Below are 23238 nucleotides of genomic sequence, written 5' to 3'. Positions count from 1 at the left end.
GCTGATTATTTGAATGCAATCATACCTGGGTCATTAATTGGAAGGAGAATCAAGCCGTCTAAAACAACTGGCATATGATTGTTTGAGAGTTCTGGCACCTGGATTTCCCAGTTAACATCACCACTTTCCAAATCAACAGACATTAGATTCTGTGGTGACGTGGAACCGGTTCCTCGTGCAGCGTAGGCAGTATCTTTGGTAACTACGAATGGTTCTTTTGTATTCTTTTCTACTTCCCAGTCTGTTATTTCATCTCCGGATTCAAGATTATATGCTGTTGGTTCCTGCGACCGAACATAGATTGTATTATTAACAATAGTGGGTCGTGTCCAAGAAGGAGTACCGATATCGGCTAAGTCAGTCAGTTCACCACTTGAACTATCGATCGAAACAATAGTATCGTTATCGATTGTATAAACAGTACCGTTTATAACTGGGAACGACCTTGTAAACCGGTCATCCGCCCATTGTGTCCCGTCAATTACGTTATGCTCCCAAAGACTATCATTTGACTCACTATCATAGGCTGCGACTGAAAACATATCTTCTGCTTCTTCAGAAGCGGAACGAACATAGATATAGTCATCGTCAATCGCGAGTGCCTGAACAGTCGCTGCTGTTTCGAACTTTTGGAGTTCCTTACCGTCCGGATCTAGTACGACAACTGTGTCACCAATACCAGCATAGACATTTCCGTCATAGACACGAAGCGTGCCGACTCGTTCTTCGTGCCCGGTCGTCCAGAGTACGTCACCTGTGTCGTGATCGAGTGCTTCGACACCGTCACCGGTGACGTAAACAGCAGCGTCAGAAACCGCTGGTGCAGTCCAGCCGGTGGTATCGTGCTGCCAAACGGTATCGCCGTCACTGAGATTTATCGCAGTATAGAACCCATCTCCGTGACTAACGAAGGCAGTATCGTCATAGACGACCGGTGACTCGACAACGCCGTCGAGATCAGCCGTCCAGAGGATTTCAGGTTTTCCATCGAGACCGCTGTGAGGAACCGAAAGCCGGTTCGCCGCGTTGTAACGAACCATCGGCCACGAGCCAAAGTCGCCGCTATCGTCGATCTCGGTCGACGCTCCACTCGTGTCTGATCCGCCCCCGGAATCCGCCGTGGTGGAATCGCTTTCGTAACAACCCGCAATCGCCGCCATTCCGACGCTCGAGACGGCACACGTCGCGAGCCAGTGGCGGCGAGTTCGTGCGTCAGATGACATCCGTTTCCGAATACAATAACCATACGTAATGAATTTTTGGATAGCGTGAACGATGATAAATTATCGTTGTCCGGAGACGATATCGACTCGAGATAAAGTTACGTTGTACATAGGAAACGTAGGTTGTATTAGGGAGGCCCTCGATGGTGTCTCTCGTGAACGCGCGAACCACACAGCATCGGCACGGAGGGAGACGATGAGTTCCGGCGCGGACGACGACAGTGGCGGTCACTGTTCCACGCCGGACAGCGACGGCGAAGTCGCGGAGGAAATCGCGATCATCTCCTTCGAGCGCAAACTCGAGACCGCGGAGGAGATCGAATCGGAACTCGTTGATCGCTACGAGACGATCGACATCATCGAGTACCACGGCGACGTCTTCGAGGAGCACTGGGGCGAGTACGACTGCTTCGTCGGGCTGATGGCCTCGGGCATCGCGATGCGCAAGACGGCCCACCTGCTCGATGACAAGTGGGAGGATCCCGCGATCTGCGTGGTCGACGAGGAACTGACGTGGGCGATCCCGATCACGGGCGGCCACCACGGCGCTAACCAGGTCGCGCAGGATCTGGCGACGATGGGCGCCGTGCCGGCGATGACGACCGCCTCCGAGGCCGCGGGGAAGCAGGGCGTCGAGTCACGGGCGAAGGCGATGGACGCTCACGTGGTCAACGGCGACTCGACGGTCCAGACGAACCTCGCCGTGCTAGACGAGAACCTCGGTCCCGTCGCCCGCCTCGAGGGGCCCCGCGCCGTGCTGGTCGGCGACGACGTCACCGTCCTCAAACGCAACAAAGACGACGGCGTCGTCATCGGCACCGGCAGCGTCTCCGGCGCCGACAAGGAGGCGTTCCTCGAGGCCTGGCACGAAGCTCTCGAGCAAACTGACTACGACCTCGAGGATGTCGAGTTCGTCGGCACCGCGACCCGGAAGGAAGACGAGGAGGGACTGCTCGAGGCGGCTCAGGAACTCGATCTGGGCGTCGTCACCTTCGACAAGGAGACGCTGCTCGAGCACGAGGGGCCGACGCCTTCCAAATCGAAGGAACTGATCGGCTGGCCGGGCGTCTCCGAGGCCTCGGCGATCGCCGGCGGGCGCGACCACGAGCTGGTCCTCGAGAAGCGCAGTTACGAGGACGAGGTGACGGTGGCGATCGGCCGATGAGCTCCGACGCCGAATCCACTGACGCGACGGCCGGCGGCACGCCCGACGACCACGGCACCCTCTACGTCGTCGGCATCGGCCCCGGCCTGCCGGATCACATGACCAAGAAGGCCAAGCGAGTCATCGAGTCGGCGGACGTCGTCATCGCCTCGAGCCTCTACCAGGAGTTCCTGCGCGACGACGGCACCATCCCGTCGGAGGAGCGGACCGACGAGGACGGGATCGCGACCCGCGAGGATGGCACCGAGCAGGAGATCGTCCGCTCGACGATGGGTCGGCAGATCGAACTCGCCCGCGCGGCGTTCGACTACGTTCGCGAGGGGAAAGACGTCGCCCACGTCTCGGGCGGCGATCCTTCCGTGTACGGCAAGTCCGACCTCATCTTCAAGATGGCCGAGGAGGAGTCGGCGACGGACGTGCCGATCGAGGTCGTCCCCGGCATGACCGCCGCGCTGGGCGGCGCGGCCAACGTCGGCGCGCCGCTGTGCAACGACTTCTGTACCGTCTCGCTGTCGGACAAGTGGCGCGGCTGGGACGAGATCGAGGAGAAGCTCCGCGCCGCGGCGATCTCGGACTTCGTGATCGTCCTCTACAACTGCTGGCGGAACTACGAGAAGGCGGTCGAGATCGTCCGCGAGGAGCGCACCGACGACGCCTACGTGGCGATCGTCAACGACGCGGGCCGGGAAGACGCCGGCCGGAACGGCGAGAGCCAGTTCATCACCACCCTCGGCGAGGCCGCCGATCACGACGACAAGGTGTCGGGGATGGGCACCTCGCTGATCATCGGCAACCACGAGACCGAGACCTGGCGCAACGACGACCGAACGTACCTCGTCACCCCGCGCGGCGGGCGTGACGTCGAGGACTTCTGAGACTACGGACCCATGAGCACGGACACCGATTCTGACGCCGACGCTGACGGCGAATCGACATCCAACTGCGGCGCATCGACCACCGACAGTACCGACACTTCGAGCACCTCCAAATGCGGGGCCTCGAGCAGTTCCGAATCCGCAACCGAGAGCGCGGACTCGGGTTCCGGCTCGAGCTCGAAGTGTGGCGGTTCCTCGAGCAGCAGTGCTGATTCGAGTTCCAAATGCGGCGGTTCCTCGAGTTCGGCTTCGTCCTCGAGCGGATCGAAGTGTGGCGCCTCGAGTTCGAGTTCCGACGACGACTCGAGCAACGAGAAGGAGGTCGGCGCGACGATCGAGGACTTCGACGCCGAGCCCGGCCAACTGATCGCCGTCGGCCTCGGTCCCGGCCACCCCGAAGGGATGACCGAGCGCGCGAAGGACGCCCTGATCGAGGCCGACCACATCGTCGGCTACACGACCTACATCGAACTCATCCCGGACGAGATCACGGAGCAGGCAGAGGACATCTACGACACACCGATGTGCGGCGAGGTCTCTCGCACCGAGGAGTCGATCGACCGTGCGCTCGCTGGCAACGATGTCGCCATCGTCGGCAGCGGCGACCCGAACGTCTACGCGCTGGCCGGCCTGGCGCTCGAGATCTTAGAGTCCAAGGGCGCGACGGCCTCGATGGTCGACTTCGAGGTCGTGCCGGGGGTCCCGGCAGCACAGTCCTGCGCCGCGCGCCTGGGTGCACCGCTCGTGAACGACACGGTCTCGATCTCGCTGTCGGACCACCTCGTGCCGATGCCCGAGATCGAGTCCCGGCTGCACTCGGTCGCCAGCGAGAACTTCGCGATCACGATCTACAATCCCTGGAGTCGCAAGCGCCGCGAGAACTTCCAGAAGGCCTGCGAAATCCTCCTGACCCACCGGGACCCCGACACGCCGGTCGGCATCGTCCACGGCGCCGGCCGCGAGGACGAGCAGGTGATGATCACCGAACTCGGCGAACTCGAGGAGCTCGGCGAGAGCGAGATCATCGACATGACGACGACGATCGTCGTCGGCACCGAGGACACCTACGTCTGGGACGACCGGATGGTCACGCCGCGGGGCTACGAGACGAAGTACGACTACTGAGGCGGCGACGCGACCGATACCACCACTCCGCTACTACGCATGCCACGATACGAAGTCACCATCGAGAAGGACGCCTGTGACGGCATCTTCGCCTGCCTGACCCGCGACCCGCGGTTCGTCGAGGGCGAGGACGGCCTCGCGACCGTCGATCCGGACGCTGATCCGGTCTACGACTGCGAGGGCGAGGTCACCGACACCGCCGAACGGGTCGTTGCGACGTTCGACGACGACCGCATCGACGAGGCCCGGCAGGCCGCGGCGGCCTGTCCGACGGACGCCATCGTCGTCCGGGAGGTGGGCGAATGAGCGACGCCGACTCCGCCGAGGCGGAAGCCGGCGACGCCGACGCAGTCCTCGAGATCGAGGTTCCCACGGACCCCCTCGCGGGCCACCCGGCGACCGCGTACTTCTGGGGTCACGTCGCCGGCAGTGGCGACGTCACAGATGATCGGCTCGAGGTCGTCACCAACGACGAGGAATCCGCGCAGGTGCTCGCGGCCGTCGCCGGCGGCGACGTAGAGCACGAGACGACGACTCGGGACTACGCACACGACACGTCGATCACGCGGACGGAGGACGAGTACACGCTGACGATCGACGGCGACGAATCCGGACTGCTCGGCCGCAGCGGCGCCCTCGGGCTCCCCGTCGACGGCCGCGGCAACTCCCGCTTCGGCGCGTTCAGCGAGTACGACCGGGAACTCCTGCGGGGACTGCTCGAGGGGTGTGGCACGATCTGCTTCAAGTCCTCGAGCGGTACCGTGGGCATCTCCTTCGTCCACGACGACCGCGACCTGCTCGAGTTCGCGCAGGAATTGATCGACGAGTGTCCCGTTGACGCCGCCTACGGCGATCTCTCCGAAACCTCGTCGGGCGGCTACTGGTTCGGCGTCGACGACGCCGACGCGCCGGCTTTCGGTACCTGGCTCTACGAGAGCTGCGAGGAGACCGGACTGTTCGCGCCGAGTCGCCGCCGAAAACTCGAGCGGAGTCTCGAGCAGGCCGAGGCGTACGACGACTGACCGACCGACGCACCTACGAGGAACGCTACGATACGATGAGCACACCGACACCCGACGAAGCCGCGCCCGGTTCGACCGCCGCGTTCGACGACGAGGCCGTCCTCCTGATCGGGCACGGCTCCCGCCGCGAGAAGTCAAACGAGCAGGTCCGCGAACTCGCCGCCGGCCTCGAGTCGCGGCTGGGCATCCCGGTCGACGCCGCGTTCCTCGAGCTCGCGGAGCCGGCGATCGACGAGGCCTTCGCGGGACTGGAACCGGTCGCCGACCGGGTGACGGTCGTCCACTGCTCGCTCTTTGCGGCGAGCCACGTCAAAAACGACGTGCCGCTGGCGATCGAGCAGGCCCGCGCCGAGTACGACCTCGAGATTTCCAACGGTTCCCACCTGGGCATCCACCCGGCCATCCTGGACCTGCTGGATGACCGCGCCGCCGAAGTCGAGGCCGAACTGGGCGTCGACCGCGAGGCCGACGACGTGGCCGTGGTCCTCTGTGGCCGCGGCTCGAGCGACCCGGACGCCAACGGCGACGTGCACAAACTCGCCCGGCTGCTCTACGAGGGTCGCGCGTTCGACCGCGTCGAAGCGACCTTTATCGGCGTCACGGAGCCGACGCTCGAGGACACCCTCCACGGGCTCTCGAAGCACCGGCCCGACGCCGTGGTCGTCCTCCCCTACATGCTCGGCGACGGGGTGCTCACCCAGCGGGTTCGGGACTGGACCGCGGAGTTCGACGAGGACTATCCGTACGTCGACGCGCTGGCCGGCGATCCCCTGGGAACGGACTCGCGGCTGCTGGACGTCTTCGCCGACCGATGGCAGGAAGCCCGCACCGACAGCGTCGAGATGTCCTGTGACACGTGCAAGTACAAGGTCGACCTCGAGGGCTACGAGGAGGACGTCGGCGGCGCCCGCGCCATGCTGCGCGCGCTGGCCCACCAGGAGGCCCACGCCGACCGCGAGGACGTCGACGACGAACCCCACAGCCACGACGCGCCGGAAAAGCACGTCGCGGTCTGCATGAACCAGACCTGCGCGGAGATGGGGTCGCCGGCGGTCCTCGAGCGCCTGCGCCAGGAAGTGCGGGATTCCGAGCACTGCGACGCCCGCATCACGCGGTCGTCGTGTCTCGGCCGCTGCGGCGACGGGCCGATGGTCGCCGTTTACCCGGACGGCATCTGGTACGGCGACGTCGCGGGCGAGGACGCCGAGCGGATCGTTTCCGACCACCTCGACCGGGACCGCATCGTGAGCGATCTGGTCGATCAGACGCTGTAAGGAGCATCGATAGCTAACTGCCACTCGAGACGAAAGACACGACTCCACCAATTCACCACACCAAACCATGAGCTGCCACGAAATCGAAGCGCTGCGACTCGGACTGATGAACGTCCTCGGCGTCGGGGACCAGAGCGCCCGCGACCACGCCGAGAAGGAACTCGAGGGCCACCTCGAGGGACCGATCGAGGGGCTGGCCAACGCCGAGAGCCTCGCCGAGATCGAACGCCACCTCGACGCGGCCCTCGTCGATCTGGAGGAGGAGGTCGCCGCGATGGGTAGCGACGACCCCGAGTACGACTACACGCGGGGGCGGCTGCTGGCCGTTCGTGACGCCGAGCGCGCGGTCCAGCGACTGCGCGCGCAGGGCGACCACATCGTCGACGGCCTCGGCGACGCCCACGACACCCTCCACGAGACCTTCCCGGTCGAAGACGAGTGACCCGGACGATGGCCGACGCTGAATCCGATGCCGTATCCGAGCGCTCGAGCGACCTCGCCAGCGTCTCGCTCGGCGAGATCGAACCCGCACGCAGCCGCCACATGTGGACCCGCTCGGCGGTTCACGCGACCGACGATCTCATCGTCGCGGGTCGGTGGGACGGCACCGTGACGGCCTATGAGCGCGGCGCGGAAGCGCTCGAGGGCAACGACGGCGAGTCGTCCGGCGCCGACTCCGACGCCGAGCCCGAACCCCGATGGACCGTCACCCATCCGGAGCACGCCGTGGGTATCGCGTCGCTCGAGGACGCTGACGGAACCGACGAGGGTACCGACGGCGGCGACGCGATCGTCGTCGCCGGCCGCGGCGAAGCGGGGACGATTGCGGTCTACGACGCCGACACCGGCGAGCGCCGCTGGCGGTACGATACCGCCGCCGACGTCGGCGACCCTACCAGGGACAGCGTCTTCTACCTCCCCTACGTCGTCGCCCTCGAGGCCGATCCGGCGACCGGACGGCTCTACACCGCTGCGCGGCGCTACGAGCGCGACGGCGAGACCCGCCAGTGGCACAGTACGATCTACGGGTTCGAGCCCGACGGGACGGTGCGTTGGCGGTACGAGACCGACGCCTCGCCGATCGCGCTGGACCTGGCCGCCGACGGTGACCGGCTCGCGATCGGCTACAACCGCTGCATGGGCGACCACGATGTCGGGTTGGTCGTCCTCGAGGCCGAGTCGGGCGACCCCGCGTGGACGTGGGATCCCGGCACCGAGGGTGACCGCCGCGTCGGGGACGTCTCGATCGACGGCGAGCAAGTCGCCGTCGCGAGCCACGGGGACAAGCACGGCTACCTGCTGGGACCCGGCGGCGCCGAGCGCTGGCGGGTCGACCTCGCCGTCCCGACCGAAATCGACGGAGAGACGCTCTACGCCTATCCGAACCACGCGTACGCCAACGACGGCCGAATCGCGTTCGTGACGGGCAACACCTACGCCGAAGCGAGCCGCGAGACGGAGAGCCGCCATCCGAACGAGCACCGGATCGCCGCGTTCGACGCCGACGGCGCGTTACGCTGGGACGACGAGGTTCGCGGCTTCGTCCACGGGCTTGCCGCCGCCGACGATCGGCTCGTCGCTCCCTGCGCCCAGAACTTCCGCGTCCGCGACCCCGAGACCCACGCCGTTCGGTGGTACGACCTCGAGTCGGGACCGGCGGGCCTCGAGCGACTTCCAGGAATCGCGACTGCCGCGACGGTCAGCGGCGGGACTCTCGCCGCGATCGAGGAACCCGTCGCGTACCACGACGAGGGCGAGACACGCGGCGAGTACGCACTGCACGTGACCGCCCTCAAGTAGGATTCCGAGACGATCGACTCGATCGAACGGTTCCGCCGTTCTGTTTTCCGTCAGTTCTCGAAACCCGCCAACGCCCGGCGGTAAGCCGCACACGCAAGGGAAATCACCACAACGCCAACCCTCGTCTTTTCCGCTATAATGACAGAGCACCTAGAAGATGACGGTTCCGAGGACTGTCCCGATCTCGTGGAGGTCGCGGACGCCTCGAGCGACCGTCACGGCAGTGACCAACCGACTCGAACGGAGCGCAGGGTGATGACCGACGGCGGTCAGCCGGAGATGTCGGAGCCGGACGAGGAACCGGAAGGAGAAGAGGCCGACGAAGACGATGCCGAGGAAACGGAAGTGGAAACCGAAGGCGAGGACGCCGAAGAAGCGGAACTGGCGGAAGAAGCTGAATCCGGGCAATCTGAGGCTGAAGACGAGGAGGCCGAGGAAACGGACGCAGAAGACCTCGCGGAGGAAGCAGAAGAGCAGGACGTCGACGAAGGCGACGAGGAGGCCGAGGAAGAAGCCGAAGAAGCGGAGCTCGAGGAGGTAGGTGAAGAGGACGAACCGGAAGAAGCGGAAGCCGAGGAAGTCGAGGAAGAAGCGGAGGAACCAGACGTCGGCGACGATACTGGCGAGTTCACCGAGGACAATCGCGCGGAAGGCCACGCAGACGACGCCGAAACGGTCTACGAGGGCGACGACGCGTCCGGCGTCCTGCACCTCGATCTCGACGGGCTGTTCCTCGACCTGCTCGGCCTCGAGGTCAACCTGAACCCGGTCCAGCTCGACATCTCGGCGCGGTCGGGCGAGAACAACCTGGTCGGGAATCTGCTGGACGCGGTGACAGGACTGCTGGACGGTCCCGGGGCAATGATAGACAAGGCGAAAGAGCTGCTGAACAAGCCGATCGAGCTGCTCAAGAAGGTTCCCGGGAAGGCCAAGGACCTGCTCAGCGGCCTGCTCGAGAAGTCCAAAGAGGCCCTCAGCAACTTGATGAGCAAGCCAACGGAACTGTTCAACAAGCTGCTGGAGCTGCTGGGAATGGGCGGCGGCGAAGAAGCCGAAGGCGAAGCGGAAGCGGCGGAAGCGGAATCCGGCGGACGGCTCTCCTCGCTCCTCACTTCGATGAAGGAGATCCTCGGTAAGCCAGTGAAGTGGCTCCGCGGACTCTTCGGCGGTGCCGAGGAGGAAGCGCCGGACGAGGAACCGGCGACCGAGGAAGAAGAGCCGATCGAAGTCGAGGCGGACGAGGAGACGCCGACGGAGGCGGAGTCCGAAGAAGGCGAACGCGAAGACGAGACCGAGGAAGAACCGGCCGAATCGCCGGGGCCACTCGCCGCTGCCGGCGGTCGGTTGAAAGGAATGCTCGCCAGTCTCGTTCCGAGTTTACCGGTCGAAGAAATCGTGGCGACGATCGTTCGAACGGTGATACAGCAGCTGCTCGAGCAGCTCGAACCGGCGGACGAACGAGACGAGACGGGTGAACGACCCGACGCGACACAGGAGGCTGCATGACGATGAGCGAGGAATCCGACACCCAGTCCCGAACCCAGGCAGTAACGCAGCGGATCGACTACGAGAAACTCGCCGAGAACGTCGACATCAACGAGCTCATCGAGGGCACGAAGTGGGAGGACGAGATCGACGAGGACAAGCCACTCGGAGAAGCCCTCGGCGCCCAGATCGGGGCGCTCGTCGGCCGGAAGGTCGGCGAATCCATCGGCCGGGCGCTCGGCGATATGGTCGTCGAGGAACTGCTTCAGTCCGACGAGCCGTCCGAAGCCATCGAAGAGGACGAGGGAGGTGCCGAAGACGGCGACGAGGGCGCCGAAACGGACGAAGAAGGGACCGGCGATGTCGAATCCGACGAGGACGAACCGGAATCCGAGGACGAAGACGCCGAGACGGACGACGAAGACGCGGAATCGGAGGACGCGGACGAAACTGACTCCGACGAAGGCGCGGACGAACCGGCGGAGGAAACGGAATCGGGAGCCGACGAGCAGACGAACGAATCGTCGGCTGACGACGACGCGTCCGATACTGAAAACGCCGACGGTGAGACGGACGAGACCGAAGCGAGCGACGATGCCGACGAATCGGACGGCGAAACCGAGGACGCGGACGAAGAAACGGTCGAAGCCGCCGAGGAGGAGTGACCATGGCACGGATTCGTTTCGACGGCAGACGATCGATCACGCCTCGAGGTGAGCGCGATGAGTGAGAGCGAAAGCGGGAACGAGAGTGGACTAAAGAAACTGGTGACGCAGGAGGTGAGCGACCAGCTCGACGTGGCCGATATGCTCGGCGACGGCAGCCTCGAGGACAGCCTCGACGGCGGCGAGGTCGGCGCTGCGGTCGGTCGCAAGTTCGGCGAACGCGTCGGTCGCGAACTTGGCGCGGCGATCGGTCGCGGCGTCCACGAGTCGATCGCCGAGGGAGTCGAGGAGGGGAAAGACAGCACGGAGATGCGGGCGGCTCTGACGGCCGCGATTCGCGACGCGATCCGGGAGACCGTCGAAGAAAACAACGCGACGTCGTCGCTCCAGTCGCTGGCGCGGAGCGCCGCCGAGGGCGGTAGCCTCGAGGGGCTGTCCGAGAGCGGGGGCGAGAGCGAGTCGGAAGCCGAGGGTACGGCCGCCGACGAGAGCGAGGCCGAAGCCGAAGCGGCGGACGACGCTGACGCCGAATCCGAGGCCAAAGGCAAAGCCGCCAGCGCTCGAGACGCCGTCGAGTCGGCGGCCCAATCGGCCGGCGAAGCGACCGGCGTCGACGAGCTGCTCGAGAGCGACGACGAGAGCGGGGACGAAGACGAGTCGGCGGCAGAAGCGGAAGGCGAGGCGGGCGAAGCGGCGGAGGCGACCGACGAAGGAGACGAGACGGCCGACGAAGCGGCGGAGGCAGCCGACGAAACGGAGGAGGCGCCCGACGAAGAAGACGCGGCTGCCGAACCCTCGGCGGACGACCTCGAGAACCTCAGACGGGAGACGCTCGAAGACTTCCTCGGGATGATGTCGTACGACGATCTCCAGTCGATCGCCAAGGACGTGGACGTCAAGGCGAACCTCAGCCGCGATGAGATGACCGACGAGATCATCGACGCCGTGACGGACGAGGACGAGGCGGACGAGGAGCCCGCCGACACCGACGAGGACGAAACCGAAGCGACAACAGCGGATTCGGACGGGAAGACGGATTCGGATTCAGCGGACGGATGAGCGAACGCGCAGACGGCGAACGGTTTCAAAACCCATGAACGAACACCGAAACGACCGCATTACGGACGTCTTGAATCGAGCCGCCACCGCCGGAAGCGGGACGCTTCTGTCGAACGCAGACGCCGCGGACGACGGATCGCCGACGAGCGACGTCGTCGCGGCCGCCGAGGACGCCAGCGAGATCGTCGAGTCGTCCGACCCTGAGGCGCTCCTCGAGGCGTTCGGGCTGGAGACGCTGCCCGACGGCACCGAGCCCGATTCGATTCCGGAGGCGATCGCGAAGGGCGACCCGGACGCCGTCGAAGATCTCCGACGGCTCCTCCATCTCGCGAACCTGGCCGACCGCGGCGACGAACTCGACGGCGCCGTCGGCGAGTTGCGCGAGCGCATCGATCGCGGCGACGGCGCCGCGACGACCGACGCAGACGCAGATGTAGACGCGGACACGAACGCGGACGCGGCATCTGAGTCCGACTCTCGATCCCCCGCGGACGAATCCGGTTCGGCCGACGGCGACGAAGACGAGGCCGATACCGCAGGCGAGGAATCTACCGACGCGTCGACTGCCGACGCGCTCAGCGAGAAGCTACGGTCGTCGATGGAGTCGTCGCTCGGCTCGTTCGGGGACGACGTCGCCGACCTGCGAGCGCGACTCGAGGAGGCGAGTTCGGCGGTCGAGACCGACGAGAGCGAAGCCGAGGCGACCGATGCCGACGCCGCGGACGACGAGACCGCGGATTCGGCCGCCGAACCGGAGGAAGCGGAGGAAACGGAGGAAGCGGACGACGGCCTCCTCGAGCACGACTTCGGAACCGAAACCGATCGAGGCGGGGTCGGGGAAGCGAGTAGCGCCGCCCGTCGCTCGACGGTGGCGCCGCCGCCGTCGAAGCGGGCCGACATGAAGGGCCTGGCGCGGTTCTCGACGATGCCGAAGAAGAACCGGAAGTGAGCGTCGAACGTCGTCGTCCCTCGTCTCGTCATCGACTACCGGCCGTCGCGGGTCGTGAATCACTGCCAGCTGTCGGAATCGGTCGGTCAACCGTGGCCGTGGTCCCGACCCGGCGATCGTGGTCCACAGAGCGTTCGATCGCGGCCGCCGTCATCGGGGGCCGCCGAGAACCGATCGCCGTTCGGGCTCGGAGTCAGCGTCGGAGGCGGCGACGAGATCCTCGCGCCACGCCGATTCGACCGCCGAGAGCCACTCACCCACGGAGTACGTCCGCCCGTCTCCGGCCCGTGCGCGCTCGGTGTAGGGAACGACGCCCCGAAGCCCCTCTGCGGTCAGGTCCGGTCCCGACGCCGACTCCGAGTCGCGGTCCAGCGCCGGTTCCGACGCCGTCCGATCCTCGTCTGCGTAGAGGGCCAGCGCCACGACCGGCACGCGGACCCGCTCGCACGTCTGGCCGTCCTCCCGACCCAGCGGCCACGCCGGACGCTCCCGGCGGCGGAACGCCGGCTCGAGCGAGTGGCCGCAGTCGTCGGCCCACCGCTCGAACGCGTCGACGAGTTCGGACCGCGACACCGCGGTCGTCTCGCTCGACTCGGTGACGTGGCGCTCCGGCGGCCACTGGCGCACCCGGTAGTCGGCGACGACGTCGGACGCGTGCAACCGCTGGAGGCGGGCGGTAACGGCGGCGATCCGCTCGCGAGTCGGCCCGGGGACGGCCCCGCGGACGTAGCAGTCGATCCGATACTCTCCCTTCCGATCGATCGCGACCGCGGGGGACGAGGCGTCGCGGCGCTCAGTAGCTTGCATAGCCCCCCTCCGTTCGTTCGACGTAGTTTCGCTGGCGGAGCGACTCGAGAACGGGCAACAGCGTGAGCTTCGACAGCCCGAGCCCTCGCTGAAGGTCAGTCACCGTCGCTTGCCCCTCGATCTGGAGGACCAGATAGACGAGTTTGGTCGTCGGCGATGCGAGGTCGTCCGGCGTCGTCAGCAGCTGTTCGCTCGTGGACATCATCCGTCTGAGTCGCCAACGAAGGGAGGAATAAAGATTGTCTGTTCCGTGGGAACAAGGGTCATAATATCGGCAGCAGGCGCCGTCATTACCCGATAATATTGAATACGGTTACCCGGAGACGAATCTGACTCGAGCGCTCGTCAAGAACCGGTCTCGTATTCGATACACCGAGGCAAACTCTCGAAGCGTTTCCCAGTGCGAGCTCGGTCCCACGTCTCGCCGGGAAGCGACTCGAAACACGCGGCGCTCGACGATCGAACCACCGAAGGGATGTCCACGAGTGACCGCTCGAGCGGCCAGTCGAGGACGGTCTCGGACCGATCATCCGCTCGACCGCGATCCCACGTAAGAGCTCACCGCCATAGCCGTGGCTCTAACGCACGTGGGTACCGAGACGGAGCGACGGCGGCGACCGGTCGTCGACCCGCGGTCGTCTCGTCCGGGCTCAGTCCTCGGCCCCCTCCTCGATGAACATCCGGACCCCCATCACGGGGATAAACAGGAAGAACGACACCAACATCGTGCCGACCATCACGGCGTTGAGAAACTGCGGCGACGGTTCCGGCGGTAACAGCGCGGCTGCGATGACGACGCCACCGAGGACCGAGATACCGACGAGCAACCCGAGATCGCGACGGGTTACCGGGACTTCCTCTTCCATACCGGCCCTTGGAACCGCTTCCATATAGGTGTCGACGTTCGCGACGACGCGAACCGCGCGGCGGCGACCGCGGTCGTAGCCGCCGGTCCGCCGGCAATCTCACCCCGGGAGTACTGCTTTCTCCCTGGCGCCCCAACCGGTAGCCATGTACGATTCGGTCCTCGTCGCGACCGACGGCAGCGACACCGCTGGAGCGGCGGTCGACCAGGCGATTACGCTCGCCCGCCGGTTCGACGTTCCCCTCTACGGGATCGTCGTACTGGAGAGCCGAACCGAGTACGACAACGCGATCGTCGACCCCGAGGAGGCCGACCGGCGACGGCGACAGCGCGCCGAGTCGGTGCTCGCGGATCTCGAGGCGGCGGCCGAAACTGAGGGGCTGGCCGTCGAGACGACGATCCGCACCGGCGTCCCGCACGAGGAGATTCTGTCCTACGCCGACGAGCGGGACGTCGGCGTGATCGTCATCGGCTCTCGAGGACGCTCGTCGTTCAAGGGCGCGTTGCTCGGAAGTACGGTCGACGCCGTCGTTCGCCAAGCAGCGCGGCCGGTGCTCGTCGTGGATGACGACTAAAACCGATCGATCAACGAATGTGAAATACCTCCGCAAAGGCTCTTGGATCCGTATCAACCCGCAGAAGGATGGGCGCTGCAGGCTTGTGTAACAGCCCGTTACGATTCTCTTTTGGCGGCGTGTTTTCGACTGGTTTTCGGCGGACTTCAGGCAGGTTGTTCGCACCCAATCAAGCATGGTTGTATAACTGATATTTCATGGGCTATCTTGGGAAGGACTGGGTGTTTTTTGTCGGACGGGACTATATAGGGGGTAATGTCCGAGACTGATACAGAAGCGCTAAAGAGGGAAATATTGGCAACTTTGTACGGTGCGCAGGCGGAGAGTCCCTTCGGCTCCTATGGGACTGATTCGATTGTGGAAGAAGTGGTCGATACGATTGATTTCGACGTGGAGGAGTCCGATTTGGATTATGCGCTTAATCGTTTGGATGAGGAGTACCTGGTTGATTATAGTCCTGCGTTGAATTCACGCGGTACAATTAGTCTCACTCCGCGGGGCGTCGACGAGTTGCAGCAGGCAACTGGTGACACTTTTCTAGAAGCTGATCACCGGTATTACATATTAGATGAATTGGAGGATTTAGAACGGGATAATCCTGGAGCGCGGTTTGATGGTGAAGACTTCCGAGATAAACTCGATCTCGATGATGATCTTGTCGATCTGAATATGTGGTATATGGTAAAGAAGGGATGGGTGGATGCATCGTTGGTAATGGGGTCGCCACCATATACCGCATTACAAATAGAACCGTTGGGGCGTCAGGAGTTAGATCGATACAAGACCCAGTCGCAGCCACAACAGTCAGCAGCGGAGGCTGAGAGTGGTTCTAAAACGGAGGAACAGATCAATATTGAAGAATTGATTGGACAAGAAGAGGACATCAATTTGGAGTACAAAGAGACATTCTTATATGATGTCCATCAGGATGAACCAAATTCTGAATTGAAAGAAAAGGCTGTCCAAGAGGTATGTGCTTTTGCGAATACGGAAGGCGGATTACTAATGATTGGTGTGGAAGACGACAGCAAGGAAATCACGGGGTTGGAGCGGGACTTAAAGTTGATGCCGGAGGGAAAAGACGAGTTTGAACGGCAGATTAATCAGGAGATCTCCAGTCGGATTGGAAGCCCGTTCGCCTCCTTGTTCACTCGTATCGAGTTTGAAGAAATTGATGAGAAGGAAGTCTGCGTTGTCCGCGTTGACCGCGCTCCTGAACCAGTCTATTGTGACGAGACTCTATACGTGAGAAATGGGAGTTCATCTATCCCGTTGGATACGCCAGAGGCCGTCCAATACATTGAGCAGAATTGGTCCTAAATCTCTCCACTCTCCTATTGGACCAGGCCATTGGTGGCAAACTGGTGTTATCCGCGGTTGCGCCGCCTGACGGGGGCGCTCTGAGGTAAGGAAGAAGGCGGGTTGTTCGTGTAGCGTGAACACTGAACGTTCGGAGTTCCAAGTGGCTGGACCATTTATTTAAATGTTCTTACATAGTATGTACTCATGGCGACGGAGCAGTGGGTGGAAACCCGGACCGCAGACCCGTGCGGGAACAGCGCACACATCCGGCTGCCGAAACGGTTCCACGGCAAAACATTCCGGGCAGAACTGGTAGAAGAGTCTGAGGAGTGGCGTGACACACTGGAAGCCAAAAAGTGCGGCAACAGCGCCCACATCCTCATCCCCAAACGATTCCGCGGAAAGACGTTCCGCGTAGAGCTGGTCGGAGATAAGCAACAGAACCCTGACGCAGAGGGTGATGGAAATTAGCTGGAACCCCGTTAGGGAGTGCGAGGCTTGTGGGGATACGGTGATCGTGCACCGGTCGGCTTCAGACTTTGAGCCGTATATCGCGGTGACAAAGATCACGGGATTCAATTCGACCCTGCATAAGATCCTCTCCTTGATGCGACGAGGTATCCCGATAGAGGAGTTTTACCACGAGGAGTGCTGGGAAGAGATCGTCCAGAACGGTGGTGCAGATGGTGATACACAGTGAGATGGCCTAAAATGAGCGAACTTGTTGTGAGCGTGGCCGGCGGGTTCGCTGTCGGCATTTATTTCGATTCGTGGCGGATGCAGCTCACCGAGAAAGCATACGGGCCGATGGCACGGGCGGTGAATCAGGGCGGTTACGGCGTGAATATGGACTACCTCAACTATCTGGGGTTGTTGACATTGGTTGGCGTCGTCGTGCCCTGGTCACTACTGTTCTACGTCGCTCTCCAAAAATTCGATCACGAAAATGGCACAGAAGGTGATAGGAATTAAGGAGATGACAGAGGAGGAATACTGGCGGGAATATGCAAAGGCGAAAGGAGTCATGATCGGCGTCATCTTCTCTGGAGTCATGGCCTGTATCTTCGGCGACCTTTCTTCAACTCAACCGCTTATCGCGTACGGAGGAATGCTCTTGTTCACCGGGCTGCTCGGTGCGGGATTTGTCTGGCCCGCTGGAAAACACGATCTCGAAGTGATGCGTAATCAAGGAAAAATCATTGACGAGGGTGATACTACTGCGGATTAGGATACCACGCGAGTGTCCGGACTGTGGACGGTCGCTTGAACACCACGACGGCCACGGGAACACCTGTCCGTGTCAGGCGGTGATGTGCCGGCACTGCGAGAACCACTGGCACGACACCCAGTTCGAGGTTGACAACAACGACGAGTACGTCAACAAGAAGATCCGACACCGGTTCGAAGGTGATACGCAGTGACCGATGCACAGCCCGATGTCTTGTTCTACCTCTTGCTCGTGTTCGTGATGGTCGGTGCCGGGTTCGGGTGGACGCTGTTCTTCCTACAACCCGTCCCGATCATCGTGACCTGCCACGAGGACCCAGACTACATGAACTACAGCCAATACGGGAACCACAACGTCGTACAGCTCAATACGTACACGCCGCGGTGGCGGACCTGGACCGGATGGCTGACAGTGGACGGCCCGACCCAGATCAACGACCACAACGAAACGGGGAAGAAGATGGTAATGCCGAACATCCCGTTCGATGTAGGCGAGGCCGCAGCCATCTACGGATCACCACGGTTCACACGGCACTACGACTGTAGCCGCACATACCTACGGGGGTGACAGCGCATGAGCTACGTGATCAAATGCAAGCGATGCCCGTTCGATACCTACGCCCACAAACAGGAGCACGCAAAAGCAATCGCTGCAGTCCACGTTCAGGACTGCATCAGCGACACATCCCGGGAGGACATTTACATCAGCGGCGGGTTGCACAAGTTCGGGCACCTTGGCTGGGTGAACCTCGAATACTTGGCGGACTGGCTACGGTATGAACACGGCCAGATCAACGAAGGCGTGAAAACCTACGAGGAAGCATTCGACGAACTCCGCGAGCAGTTCCTGCACCCGGACGAGGAACTGGAATCGACGGAAGAGTACGTCAACGACGGCCTGATGCTGGACCTATTGGAGGTGGCAAAGAAACATGGCTAACGACCGGCCGAGACTACCCATGATTTTCAGTCGGGACAAAGTCTTCCGCCAGCTCCGGGACGAGGGTAAGGTCTACACGTTCCGCACTAACAAACGGGATAGCGGTCCGGTGTGGATTCGGCGGAGTCGGACCGGGCCGAAAGAGTTTGACGCAGTGATCGCCGGGATTTCGTGGAACGCCTCGCCAGACATGGATGAAATGGAGTCGCACTACGTGGATGAGTCTGGGTTTGCGTCGGTCGAGGCATGGCGGCAAGCCATCCGCGACGTCCACGGCAACGACGTAACCGGCCACATCTACACCGTATACCGGGAAGAAGCATACCGGGAACACCAGCAGGAACTACGAGAAAAGTATCCGCGTCCCACCTGTCCGGAGTGCGGGGCGAACGTACGAGAACAGTCGGCGAAGAAAACACCGGGAGAGGCCCGCGGCGTCGGTACTGAACCCGATCTCTGGACGTGGAGCGAGTGCCCCGACTGTGGATGGGCAAGTAAGAAGCAGTGATCGATAGAACTGTGAGAAAACTTATGACACTGTATCTGCTTAGTTAACGAACGAGCGAATGTCACCAGGATTGTTAAAATCGCTGATTCAAACAGCGAACTTCCTCAAAGAGTGGCCAACAAGCGATCCTGAGAACGCTACCGAACATGGCCGTGACTACCTGGTGCTGCTCCTTGTCATCGGCCTCGCGAGCCTCGTGATCCTGCATAACTACGGCATTGCAACGGTCGAAGACTTTGCATTATTCACCAGTGCCGTGGTTCTTATCGATCTCTTCCAGTTCAGTACGCTAGTCCGAATAGCAACGGTAGTTGATCCTGTATTCGGTGGCGTTCTCGGTGCAATCGGCCTTGAAGTGCTTACAAAGGTAGTCCGTGGTGTTGGTGCTATCTCGGCTGCGATTAGCTATTTCTTTGGTATCTGGAGATAAGGGCACTGTCAGCGTTAAACACTGCACTCCGGATTCAGACTAAACCAGTCAATATCCATGTTCAGGGATAGCAGCGAATCCTCGTCCATCTCCTGCACTGTTTCAACCTCTTCCTTAGAGAGGAAATCATATTGTCGGCCGATCTCTTTCGTGACATCTTTGATCCGTCCTATCACGGCCTTGATACCGCCCAACGTTATCGTATACACTTCTCGTAACAGTAACAAGTACGTTTCTAGGCCGAACACTCGAGCAAGAAATCCGAGAAGGTACTTGTGAGCCATACCCGTCGCGAAGCGGGCAATCCGCGCAGTCAACCCGTATTTCGCGAGCGCCAAATCCGCCACAAAAATTCCCAGACTCATCAACAGATTTTCAACACTATCAGTAACCGTGTCTGGAGACGCATGTGCAACCTTACAGGCATCATCGAGGAGTTGAGTAAGACTACTGGCGACTGGGATCGCCGACATCCCCCACCGAGTCAAAGCCGACGCCTGATTGACAAGCGACTGCGTGAACGCTGGAGCATACTCGAGTTCCTGACCTAGGATGGTGAGAACAGCATTGACAGCAGCAACGAGCTGCCCTGCCTGCGGAGCAACTTGATTAATTTCAGAAACCGGCAGATCGTGGAGCTCATCCGGGACCCCGGAACAAACAGCTTCAGCAAGAGGGACAACTACGTCTGATACCGACGACTCAGCCGAGAAGCTGTTATACAATGTTTTGAGAGCTGCCGGTACAGTGTCGCTTGCCGGAATTTCCGTCGGATGCGATGCTCGAAGCGAAACGTGGACGGTGGTTTCATCGTCAGATGTCGACTGAAGAACGTCGTCGGTCCAGTCGAATACCATGTAGTACTGACCGGGCTCAATAGTATGGGCCTCTGCTACTGGCCCGAAATCAGATGAGTTTAAGCAGGAGACCGTATGAAGATCCATGGCAGCTGATCCTTCAGTCCATGGTTGGTTGTGTTTTCCGCGATCAGGGAGATTCCCTGGATGGATGTTGTTCTGGCGGATCCCTGTAGGAATCTCAAATGGATCAATGATAGGAGGGTCGATGGTTGTTGTGGAAAAGACCGGGCCAGTGGTTATCGAGGCAGGCTCAATTTTCGTTTGGTACTCGTCTAGGCCGTCACCATCAACGACAAGGATGCTTGGCGTGGACGTGCTATTCTCAGGTCGGACCTCGTATTCAATCGTAATTGGGTCTGAAGGCGAGCATACAGGGAAGGCCCAGTACGGCCGATCTTCAGAGAGAACCAGTTTGCCGTACGCCTCAGTAACGACGGCCTCGTGGGAGAATTCGTCTGGCTCCGTGGGTGTCGGCCGGTCTGCTTGGCCGAAGGGCTGGCAAGAATATGAGGACGCACTACTGATAGAATCTTGTGGCGAGAAAGAGGATATAGTAGCGACTGCGGTCGAACTACGGAGTACTTGACGCCGACTTATCTCCATTTATCGGAAATTCGTGATCAGCATACATGAAAGTTCTTCCATCTTACTGATTTCTAGAGGAGAATCGAGCAAAAGTCTGATAGTTCGAAGTGGAAGTATGGAGAGAGTCACGGACTCCACTCCATCAATCCCGAGATACATGGATCAGTTAGTAGCCAGTTCTCTCCGAGGTTTTAACATTATATACAGCTAACTTACCAGCATGTCTTCAGCGGGGGTTGTTCCATCACTCATCGTCTGGACTGTAGCGTTCGTCGGCCTCTACGCACTCTCCGCGATCCCCGGCTCTGCTGAATACCGAGCAGTGATCGGCGGCCTCATCGTCACCGCCGCCATCCTATTCACTACGGTCATGAACCTTAGTCCTCAGCGTTAATCGGTGTGATATCTAATGCCGTTCATCGCTCACAGGGAAGATCGGACTGTGCTCCCCGAGGAAGTAGATGATGGTGAAGATGTGGTCTGTCCGACCTGCTCTGAGCGGATGCAGGTCCGAGGCCCATTTGAAGATGGGACGGCCCGACACTTCTTCCATCCCCCCGGAAGCAATGCAGGTGGATGTGATGGTGTATCCGCGGGTGAGTCGGAAACACATCGGAAGCTGAAGTCGCTCGCGGTCTCTGCACTCCGCCAGAAGTATGAGGGGCAGTATGCGCGGTGTGCACCAGAGATTGGAGTGGACGTGAACGATACCGAGACAGCTGCGGATCAGCGCCGGGCCGATGCGTACCTTGAGTTCACCGAGGAAAACCGATTTTTCGGCCAAGGGATCATCGTCGAGGTCCAATACCGGAACGAAGGAAAGAATGTTCGGGCAACGACTCACGACTATCTGTCGCAAGACTTCAGCGTGTACTGGGCGACACCAGACGATTTCCAGAACGATCGATTCCTGATTGATCAGCTGGAGGTGGCGTTCAACACCGGGAGTGAAGAGGCGTATTCACCGTATCAGGATGAGCCGCCATCGCTCACCGGGAGGGATCAGACAGACAGAAATGACGATGAGGAAGAACGACCACAGTTTACGCGGGAAGATCCGATTCCAGACTGTTCACACGTATTTGTGGATATAAAGAAACGGAGGCGGTGTATCCGGTGTGATCTCTGTGCTGAAAACCGAGTGTATGATCCACAGCGACAGCAATTCTATCGGCCAAAACCGCACTCAGAAGCCGAGGAAGATGCGGAACTTGTCTATAATTTGGAGACGGTGGAGAAACCGGTTTCACCCCGGCGGATTGAAGAAAAAGGCGAAAAGCCGACGGTCCACAGCCATGACTGGCGAGTAAACTACAATGGGAGGGAGTGGTGTACGTGTTTCTGGTCACAGTGTGAGGCGACAATAACGCTTGAGCCAGACCGTGTTGTAATCGACCACGCAGTAGATGCTACTCCGGACGACGGACGCCCCAAGTGTGACCACGTCTGGGAAGAACTCGGATTCACGACGGTCTGTACCGAGTGCGGAAAAGAACGCTAACCAGAGACGGATCGTGGCGCGCGACAGATAGATTGGCCGCAACAATAACACGCAGCTGGTAGGTCGAGTGCTGGTGCGCGCGGCAGTACTTAAACTGGTCGTGAAATCCGGTATCAGCTGTAGGGAGTTTTGGACCGGCGTCTCACCGTTCGAACCACCGATAACACGGCGTGTTGAACCCAGTATATTATTCTATTGTCGGCGGGTGTGCTAGTGCGTACCATTATAAGTAGCGGTGTTGGGTTTGGATGTACGGAATCGAGGGACGGGACGGACCCGCATAACGTGGACGGATGAACTCGGATCACGACGCCAACCGCGGTGTGACGAATGGCTCCGCATTTCGTAACACTCTGTTACGAAAGGTCGACGCGCCCATGATCCACGGCTTAAAAATAAACTCGGTGAAGTCGCCGCCGTCTGCCGATTATGAAGTGAGTGGTCACTTCACGCAGGCTAGAGGAATGAGGGGAATAAGCCCTTATAAAGAGATCCAAGAAGTCGCCGCCGTCAGGCGATTTCCGGTATTACCGCCGTGTATGAAATCATGGGCGCTGCAGGATTTGAACCCGCGACAACTTGGTCCGAAGCCAAGCACTCTGTCCAGACTGAGCTAAGCGCCCTCGCCATATCGTATCCGACGGGTCCGTATAAGTGACTCGATTTTCACCCATTCCGACAGACGTGGACACACCGCTTCGGTCCCGACTTGCTGCTCGAGCACAACCCCCTCATCTCGGTCTCACGTTCCCAACCGCTGGAAATTATCGGCGCGGCTCTTTATACGGCGGCCGTAGGAACGCACATGACGGTGAACGAATCCCCCGTCGCGGACGATGGGTACGACCGCGCCGCACCGCTCGAGTTACTGACCGACGAGGGGCTCTGGACGGCCGTTCCCGTCGACGCCAGCGGCGACGAGCGGGTGAGCGAGTGGATCTCGGTCGAGGCGGAGACCCTCTGCGATCTCGAGGAGTGGCGGTAGACGACGTCGGA

The 23238-nt window shown here is 61.2% G+C and carries 29 protein-coding genes and 1 tRNA gene; 24 read left to right on the top strand and 6 right to left on the bottom strand.

Going from position 1 to position 23238, the window contains the following annotated elements:
• Positions 1-5 precede the first annotated feature (5 nt).
• Entirely contained in the window at positions 6-1223 is a 1218-nt protein-coding gene (locus tag ACYQ26_RS12300) for an outer membrane protein assembly factor BamB family protein (RefSeq protein ID WP_459809190.1), read from the bottom strand.
• A gap of 196 nt (positions 1224-1419) precedes the next feature.
• On the opposite strand from ACYQ26_RS12300, the gene cbiG reads away from it, so the two are divergent.
• The 12 genes from cbiG to ACYQ26_RS12240 all read left to right on the top strand — a co-directional run bounded on the left by cbiG (position 1420) and on the right by ACYQ26_RS12240 (position 12642).
• Positions 1420-2388 carry a cobalt-precorrin 5A hydrolase gene (cbiG, locus tag ACYQ26_RS12295; protein ID WP_459809189.1) on the top strand — a complete coding sequence of 323 codons (969 nt, stop codon included), beginning with the start codon at positions 1420-1422 and terminating at the stop codon, positions 2386-2388.
• The gene (locus tag ACYQ26_RS12290) at positions 2385-3263 is read left to right on the top strand and encodes a precorrin-3B C(17)-methyltransferase (RefSeq protein WP_459809188.1); all 879 of its coding nucleotides are present in this window, start codon (positions 2385-2387) and stop codon (positions 3261-3263) included. Before cbiG ends, ACYQ26_RS12290 begins: the two co-directional genes overlap by 4 nt.
• A 12-nt stretch (positions 3264-3275) precedes the next feature.
• The gene (gene cobJ, locus ACYQ26_RS12285) at positions 3276-4388 is read left to right on the top strand and encodes a precorrin-3B C(17)-methyltransferase (protein WP_459809187.1); all 1113 of its coding nucleotides are present in this window, start codon (positions 3276-3278) and stop codon (positions 4386-4388) included.
• Between the two features lie 39 nt (positions 4389-4427).
• Positions 4428-4694, top strand: coding sequence for a ferredoxin (locus tag ACYQ26_RS12280; RefSeq protein ID WP_459809186.1), 267 nt, complete (start codon positions 4428-4430; stop codon positions 4692-4694).
• Entirely contained in the window at positions 4691-5410 is a 720-nt protein-coding gene (locus ACYQ26_RS12275; RefSeq protein ID WP_459809185.1) for a cobalamin biosynthesis protein, read from the top strand. Before ACYQ26_RS12280 ends, ACYQ26_RS12275 begins: the two co-directional genes overlap by 4 nt.
• 35 nt (positions 5411-5445) lie before the next feature.
• On the top strand, positions 5446-6684 hold the full coding sequence (locus ACYQ26_RS12270; RefSeq protein WP_459809184.1) for a CbiX/SirB N-terminal domain-containing protein: 1239 nt from the start codon (positions 5446-5448) through the stop codon (positions 6682-6684).
• 67 nt (positions 6685-6751) lie between these two features.
• Positions 6752-7126 (top strand): DUF3209 family protein, encoded by a 375-nt coding sequence (locus ACYQ26_RS12265; RefSeq protein ID WP_459809183.1) that lies wholly within the window; start codon positions 6752-6754, stop codon positions 7124-7126.
• Between the two features lie 8 nt (positions 7127-7134).
• Positions 7135-8484 (top strand): outer membrane protein assembly factor BamB family protein, encoded by a 1350-nt coding sequence (locus ACYQ26_RS12260; protein ID WP_459809182.1) that lies wholly within the window; start codon positions 7135-7137, stop codon positions 8482-8484.
• 138 nt (positions 8485-8622) lie between these two features.
• Entirely contained in the window at positions 8623-9990 is a 1368-nt protein-coding gene (locus ACYQ26_RS12255; RefSeq protein WP_459809181.1) for a DNA primase, read from the top strand.
• Between the two features lie 2 nt (positions 9991-9992).
• Positions 9993-10634, top strand: coding sequence for a hypothetical protein (locus tag ACYQ26_RS12250; RefSeq protein ID WP_459809180.1), 642 nt, complete (start codon positions 9993-9995; stop codon positions 10632-10634).
• Between the two features lie 57 nt (positions 10635-10691).
• Positions 10692-11693, top strand: a complete 1002-nt coding sequence (locus ACYQ26_RS12245; RefSeq protein ID WP_459809179.1) for a hypothetical protein — start codon at positions 10692-10694, stop codon at positions 11691-11693.
• Between the two features lie 34 nt (positions 11694-11727).
• Positions 11728-12642 carry a hypothetical protein gene (locus tag ACYQ26_RS12240; RefSeq protein ID WP_459809178.1) on the top strand — a complete coding sequence of 305 codons (915 nt, stop codon included), beginning with the start codon at positions 11728-11730 and terminating at the stop codon, positions 12640-12642.
• 150 nt (positions 12643-12792) lie between these two features.
• Here ACYQ26_RS12240 and ACYQ26_RS12235 read toward each other — a convergent pair whose 3' ends face one another.
• The 3 genes from ACYQ26_RS12235 to ACYQ26_RS12225 form a co-directional block, all read right to left on the bottom strand.
• Positions 12793-13449: an HTH domain-containing protein gene (locus tag ACYQ26_RS12235; protein WP_459809177.1), complete on the bottom strand. Its 657-nt coding sequence runs from the start codon at positions 13447-13449 to the stop codon at positions 12793-12795.
• Positions 13436-13651 (bottom strand): helix-turn-helix domain-containing protein, encoded by a 216-nt coding sequence (locus ACYQ26_RS12230; RefSeq protein ID WP_459809176.1) that lies wholly within the window; start codon positions 13649-13651, stop codon positions 13436-13438. The genes ACYQ26_RS12235 and ACYQ26_RS12230 overlap by 14 nt, the downstream gene beginning before the upstream one ends.
• A 448-nt stretch (positions 13652-14099) precedes the next feature.
• Positions 14100-14315: a hypothetical protein gene (locus tag ACYQ26_RS12225; RefSeq protein WP_459809175.1), complete on the bottom strand. Its 216-nt coding sequence runs from the start codon at positions 14313-14315 to the stop codon at positions 14100-14102.
• Between the two features lie 145 nt (positions 14316-14460).
• On the opposite strand from ACYQ26_RS12225, the gene ACYQ26_RS12220 reads away from it, so the two are divergent.
• The 10 genes from ACYQ26_RS12220 (at position 14461) to ACYQ26_RS12175 (ending at position 19296) form a co-directional block, all read left to right on the top strand.
• Positions 14461-14889 (top strand): universal stress protein, encoded by a 429-nt coding sequence (locus ACYQ26_RS12220; protein ID WP_459809174.1) that lies wholly within the window; start codon positions 14461-14463, stop codon positions 14887-14889.
• A 255-nt stretch (positions 14890-15144) separates the two neighbouring features.
• Positions 15145-16209, top strand: a complete 1065-nt coding sequence (locus ACYQ26_RS12215) for an AlbA family DNA-binding domain-containing protein (RefSeq protein ID WP_459809173.1) — start codon at positions 15145-15147, stop codon at positions 16207-16209.
• 186 nt (positions 16210-16395) lie between these two features.
• Positions 16396-16662, top strand: a complete 267-nt coding sequence (locus tag ACYQ26_RS12210) for a DUF2080 family transposase-associated protein (protein ID WP_459809172.1) — start codon at positions 16396-16398, stop codon at positions 16660-16662.
• A complete protein-coding gene (locus ACYQ26_RS12205) occupies positions 16652-16891 on the top strand; it encodes a hypothetical protein (protein WP_459809171.1) in 240 nt (79 codons plus the stop codon). The genes ACYQ26_RS12210 and ACYQ26_RS12205 overlap by 11 nt, the downstream gene beginning before the upstream one ends.
• An 11-nt stretch (positions 16892-16902) precedes the next feature.
• Positions 16903-17163: a hypothetical protein gene (locus ACYQ26_RS12200; RefSeq protein WP_459809170.1), complete on the top strand. Its 261-nt coding sequence runs from the start codon at positions 16903-16905 to the stop codon at positions 17161-17163.
• A complete protein-coding gene (locus ACYQ26_RS12195; RefSeq protein WP_459809169.1) occupies positions 17138-17419 on the top strand; it encodes a hypothetical protein in 282 nt (93 codons plus the stop codon). Before ACYQ26_RS12200 ends, ACYQ26_RS12195 begins: the two co-directional genes overlap by 26 nt.
• Before the next feature lie 189 nt (positions 17420-17608).
• A complete protein-coding gene (locus ACYQ26_RS12190; protein ID WP_459809168.1) occupies positions 17609-17986 on the top strand; it encodes a hypothetical protein in 378 nt (125 codons plus the stop codon).
• Between the two features lie 6 nt (positions 17987-17992).
• The gene (locus ACYQ26_RS12185; RefSeq protein ID WP_459809167.1) at positions 17993-18358 is read left to right on the top strand and encodes a hypothetical protein; all 366 of its coding nucleotides are present in this window, start codon (positions 17993-17995) and stop codon (positions 18356-18358) included.
• A gap of 19 nt (positions 18359-18377) precedes the next feature.
• Positions 18378-18866, top strand: a complete 489-nt coding sequence (locus tag ACYQ26_RS12180) for a hypothetical protein (protein ID WP_459809166.1) — start codon at positions 18378-18380, stop codon at positions 18864-18866.
• A 58-nt stretch (positions 18867-18924) separates the two neighbouring features.
• Positions 18925-19296 carry a hypothetical protein gene (locus tag ACYQ26_RS12175; RefSeq protein WP_459809165.1) on the top strand — a complete coding sequence of 124 codons (372 nt, stop codon included), beginning with the start codon at positions 18925-18927 and terminating at the stop codon, positions 19294-19296.
• Between the two features lie 14 nt (positions 19297-19310).
• On the opposite strand, the gene ACYQ26_RS12170 is transcribed toward ACYQ26_RS12175, so the two are convergent.
• Entirely contained in the window at positions 19311-20240 is a 930-nt protein-coding gene (locus ACYQ26_RS12170; protein WP_459809164.1) for a hypothetical protein, read from the bottom strand.
• A 910-nt stretch (positions 20241-21150) separates the two neighbouring features.
• On the opposite strand from ACYQ26_RS12170, the gene ACYQ26_RS12165 reads away from it, so the two are divergent.
• The gene (locus tag ACYQ26_RS12165) at positions 21151-22242 is read left to right on the top strand and encodes a hypothetical protein (RefSeq protein WP_459809163.1); all 1092 of its coding nucleotides are present in this window, start codon (positions 21151-21153) and stop codon (positions 22240-22242) included.
• 548 nt (positions 22243-22790) lie between these two features.
• On the opposite strand, the gene ACYQ26_RS12160 is transcribed toward ACYQ26_RS12165, so the two are convergent.
• Positions 22791-22865 (bottom strand) — tRNA-Arg (locus ACYQ26_RS12160).
• A 182-nt stretch (positions 22866-23047) separates the two neighbouring features.
• On the opposite strand from ACYQ26_RS12160, the gene ACYQ26_RS12155 reads away from it, so the two are divergent.
• On the top strand, positions 23048-23227 hold the full coding sequence (locus ACYQ26_RS12155) for a DUF7511 domain-containing protein (protein ID WP_459809162.1): 180 nt from the start codon (positions 23048-23050) through the stop codon (positions 23225-23227).
• The last annotated feature ends 11 nt before the right edge of the window (positions 23228-23238 follow it).

The sequence above is a fragment of the Halopiger thermotolerans genome (genome assembly GCF_054654555.1).
Note: the sequence above shows the minus strand (reverse complement) of the source record. Positions and strands in the feature narration are given on the sequence as shown.

Bases quoted from the DNA above. Each gene is read 5' to 3' on its own strand.
- ACYQ26_RS12175 (WP_459809165.1), top strand. From the start codon at position 18,925: ATGTCACCAGGATTGTTAAAATCGCTGATTCAAACAGCGAACTTCCTC.
- ACYQ26_RS12260 (WP_459809182.1), top strand. From the start codon at position 7,135: ATGGCCGACGCTGAATCCGATGCCGTATCCGAGCGCTCGAGCGACCTC.
- cobJ (WP_459809187.1), top strand. From the start codon at position 3,276: ATGAGCACGGACACCGATTCTGACGCCGACGCTGACGGCGAATCGACA.
- ACYQ26_RS12275 (WP_459809185.1), top strand. From the start codon at position 4,691: ATGAGCGACGCCGACTCCGCCGAGGCGGAAGCCGGCGACGCCGACGCA.
- ACYQ26_RS12255 (WP_459809181.1), top strand. From the start codon at position 8,623: ATGACAGAGCACCTAGAAGATGACGGTTCCGAGGACTGTCCCGATCTC.
- ACYQ26_RS12180 (WP_459809166.1), top strand. From the start codon at position 18,378: ATGATTTTCAGTCGGGACAAAGTCTTCCGCCAGCTCCGGGACGAGGGT.
- ACYQ26_RS12230 (WP_459809176.1), bottom strand. From the start codon at position 13,651: ATGTCCACGAGCGAACAGCTGCTGACGACGCCGGACGACCTCGCATCG.
- ACYQ26_RS12280 (WP_459809186.1), top strand. From the start codon at position 4,428: ATGCCACGATACGAAGTCACCATCGAGAAGGACGCCTGTGACGGCATC.
- ACYQ26_RS12215 (WP_459809173.1), top strand. From the start codon at position 15,145: ATGTCCGAGACTGATACAGAAGCGCTAAAGAGGGAAATATTGGCAACT.
- ACYQ26_RS12165 (WP_459809163.1), top strand. From the start codon at position 21,151: ATGCCGTTCATCGCTCACAGGGAAGATCGGACTGTGCTCCCCGAGGAA.
- ACYQ26_RS12195 (WP_459809169.1), top strand. From the start codon at position 17,138: ATGGCACAGAAGGTGATAGGAATTAAGGAGATGACAGAGGAGGAATAC.
- ACYQ26_RS12225 (WP_459809175.1), bottom strand. From the start codon at position 14,315: ATGGAAGAGGAAGTCCCGGTAACCCGTCGCGATCTCGGGTTGCTCGTC.
- ACYQ26_RS12265 (WP_459809183.1), top strand. From the start codon at position 6,752: ATGAGCTGCCACGAAATCGAAGCGCTGCGACTCGGACTGATGAACGTC.
- ACYQ26_RS12290 (WP_459809188.1), top strand. From the start codon at position 2,385: ATGAGCTCCGACGCCGAATCCACTGACGCGACGGCCGGCGGCACGCCC.
- ACYQ26_RS12220 (WP_459809174.1), top strand. From the start codon at position 14,461: ATGTACGATTCGGTCCTCGTCGCGACCGACGGCAGCGACACCGCTGGA.
- ACYQ26_RS12250 (WP_459809180.1), top strand. From the start codon at position 9,993: ATGAGCGAGGAATCCGACACCCAGTCCCGAACCCAGGCAGTAACGCAG.
- ACYQ26_RS12300 (WP_459809190.1), bottom strand. From the start codon at position 1,223: ATGTCATCTGACGCACGAACTCGCCGCCACTGGCTCGCGACGTGTGCC.
- ACYQ26_RS12240 (WP_459809178.1), top strand. From the start codon at position 11,728: ATGAACGAACACCGAAACGACCGCATTACGGACGTCTTGAATCGAGCC.
- ACYQ26_RS12205 (WP_459809171.1), top strand. From the start codon at position 16,652: ATGGAAATTAGCTGGAACCCCGTTAGGGAGTGCGAGGCTTGTGGGGAT.
- ACYQ26_RS12270 (WP_459809184.1), top strand. From the start codon at position 5,446: ATGAGCACACCGACACCCGACGAAGCCGCGCCCGGTTCGACCGCCGCG.
- ACYQ26_RS12155 (WP_459809162.1), top strand. From the start codon at position 23,048: ATGACGGTGAACGAATCCCCCGTCGCGGACGATGGGTACGACCGCGCC.
- ACYQ26_RS12245 (WP_459809179.1), top strand. From the start codon at position 10,692: ATGAGTGAGAGCGAAAGCGGGAACGAGAGTGGACTAAAGAAACTGGTG.
- cbiG (WP_459809189.1), top strand. From the start codon at position 1,420: ATGAGTTCCGGCGCGGACGACGACAGTGGCGGTCACTGTTCCACGCCG.
- ACYQ26_RS12185 (WP_459809167.1), top strand. From the start codon at position 17,993: ATGAGCTACGTGATCAAATGCAAGCGATGCCCGTTCGATACCTACGCC.
- ACYQ26_RS12170 (WP_459809164.1), bottom strand. From the start codon at position 20,240: ATGGATCTTCATACGGTCTCCTGCTTAAACTCATCTGATTTCGGGCCA.
- ACYQ26_RS12200 (WP_459809170.1), top strand. From the start codon at position 16,903: ATGAGCGAACTTGTTGTGAGCGTGGCCGGCGGGTTCGCTGTCGGCATT.
- ACYQ26_RS12235 (WP_459809177.1), bottom strand. From the start codon at position 13,449: ATGCAAGCTACTGAGCGCCGCGACGCCTCGTCCCCCGCGGTCGCGATC.
- ACYQ26_RS12210 (WP_459809172.1), top strand. From the start codon at position 16,396: ATGGCGACGGAGCAGTGGGTGGAAACCCGGACCGCAGACCCGTGCGGG.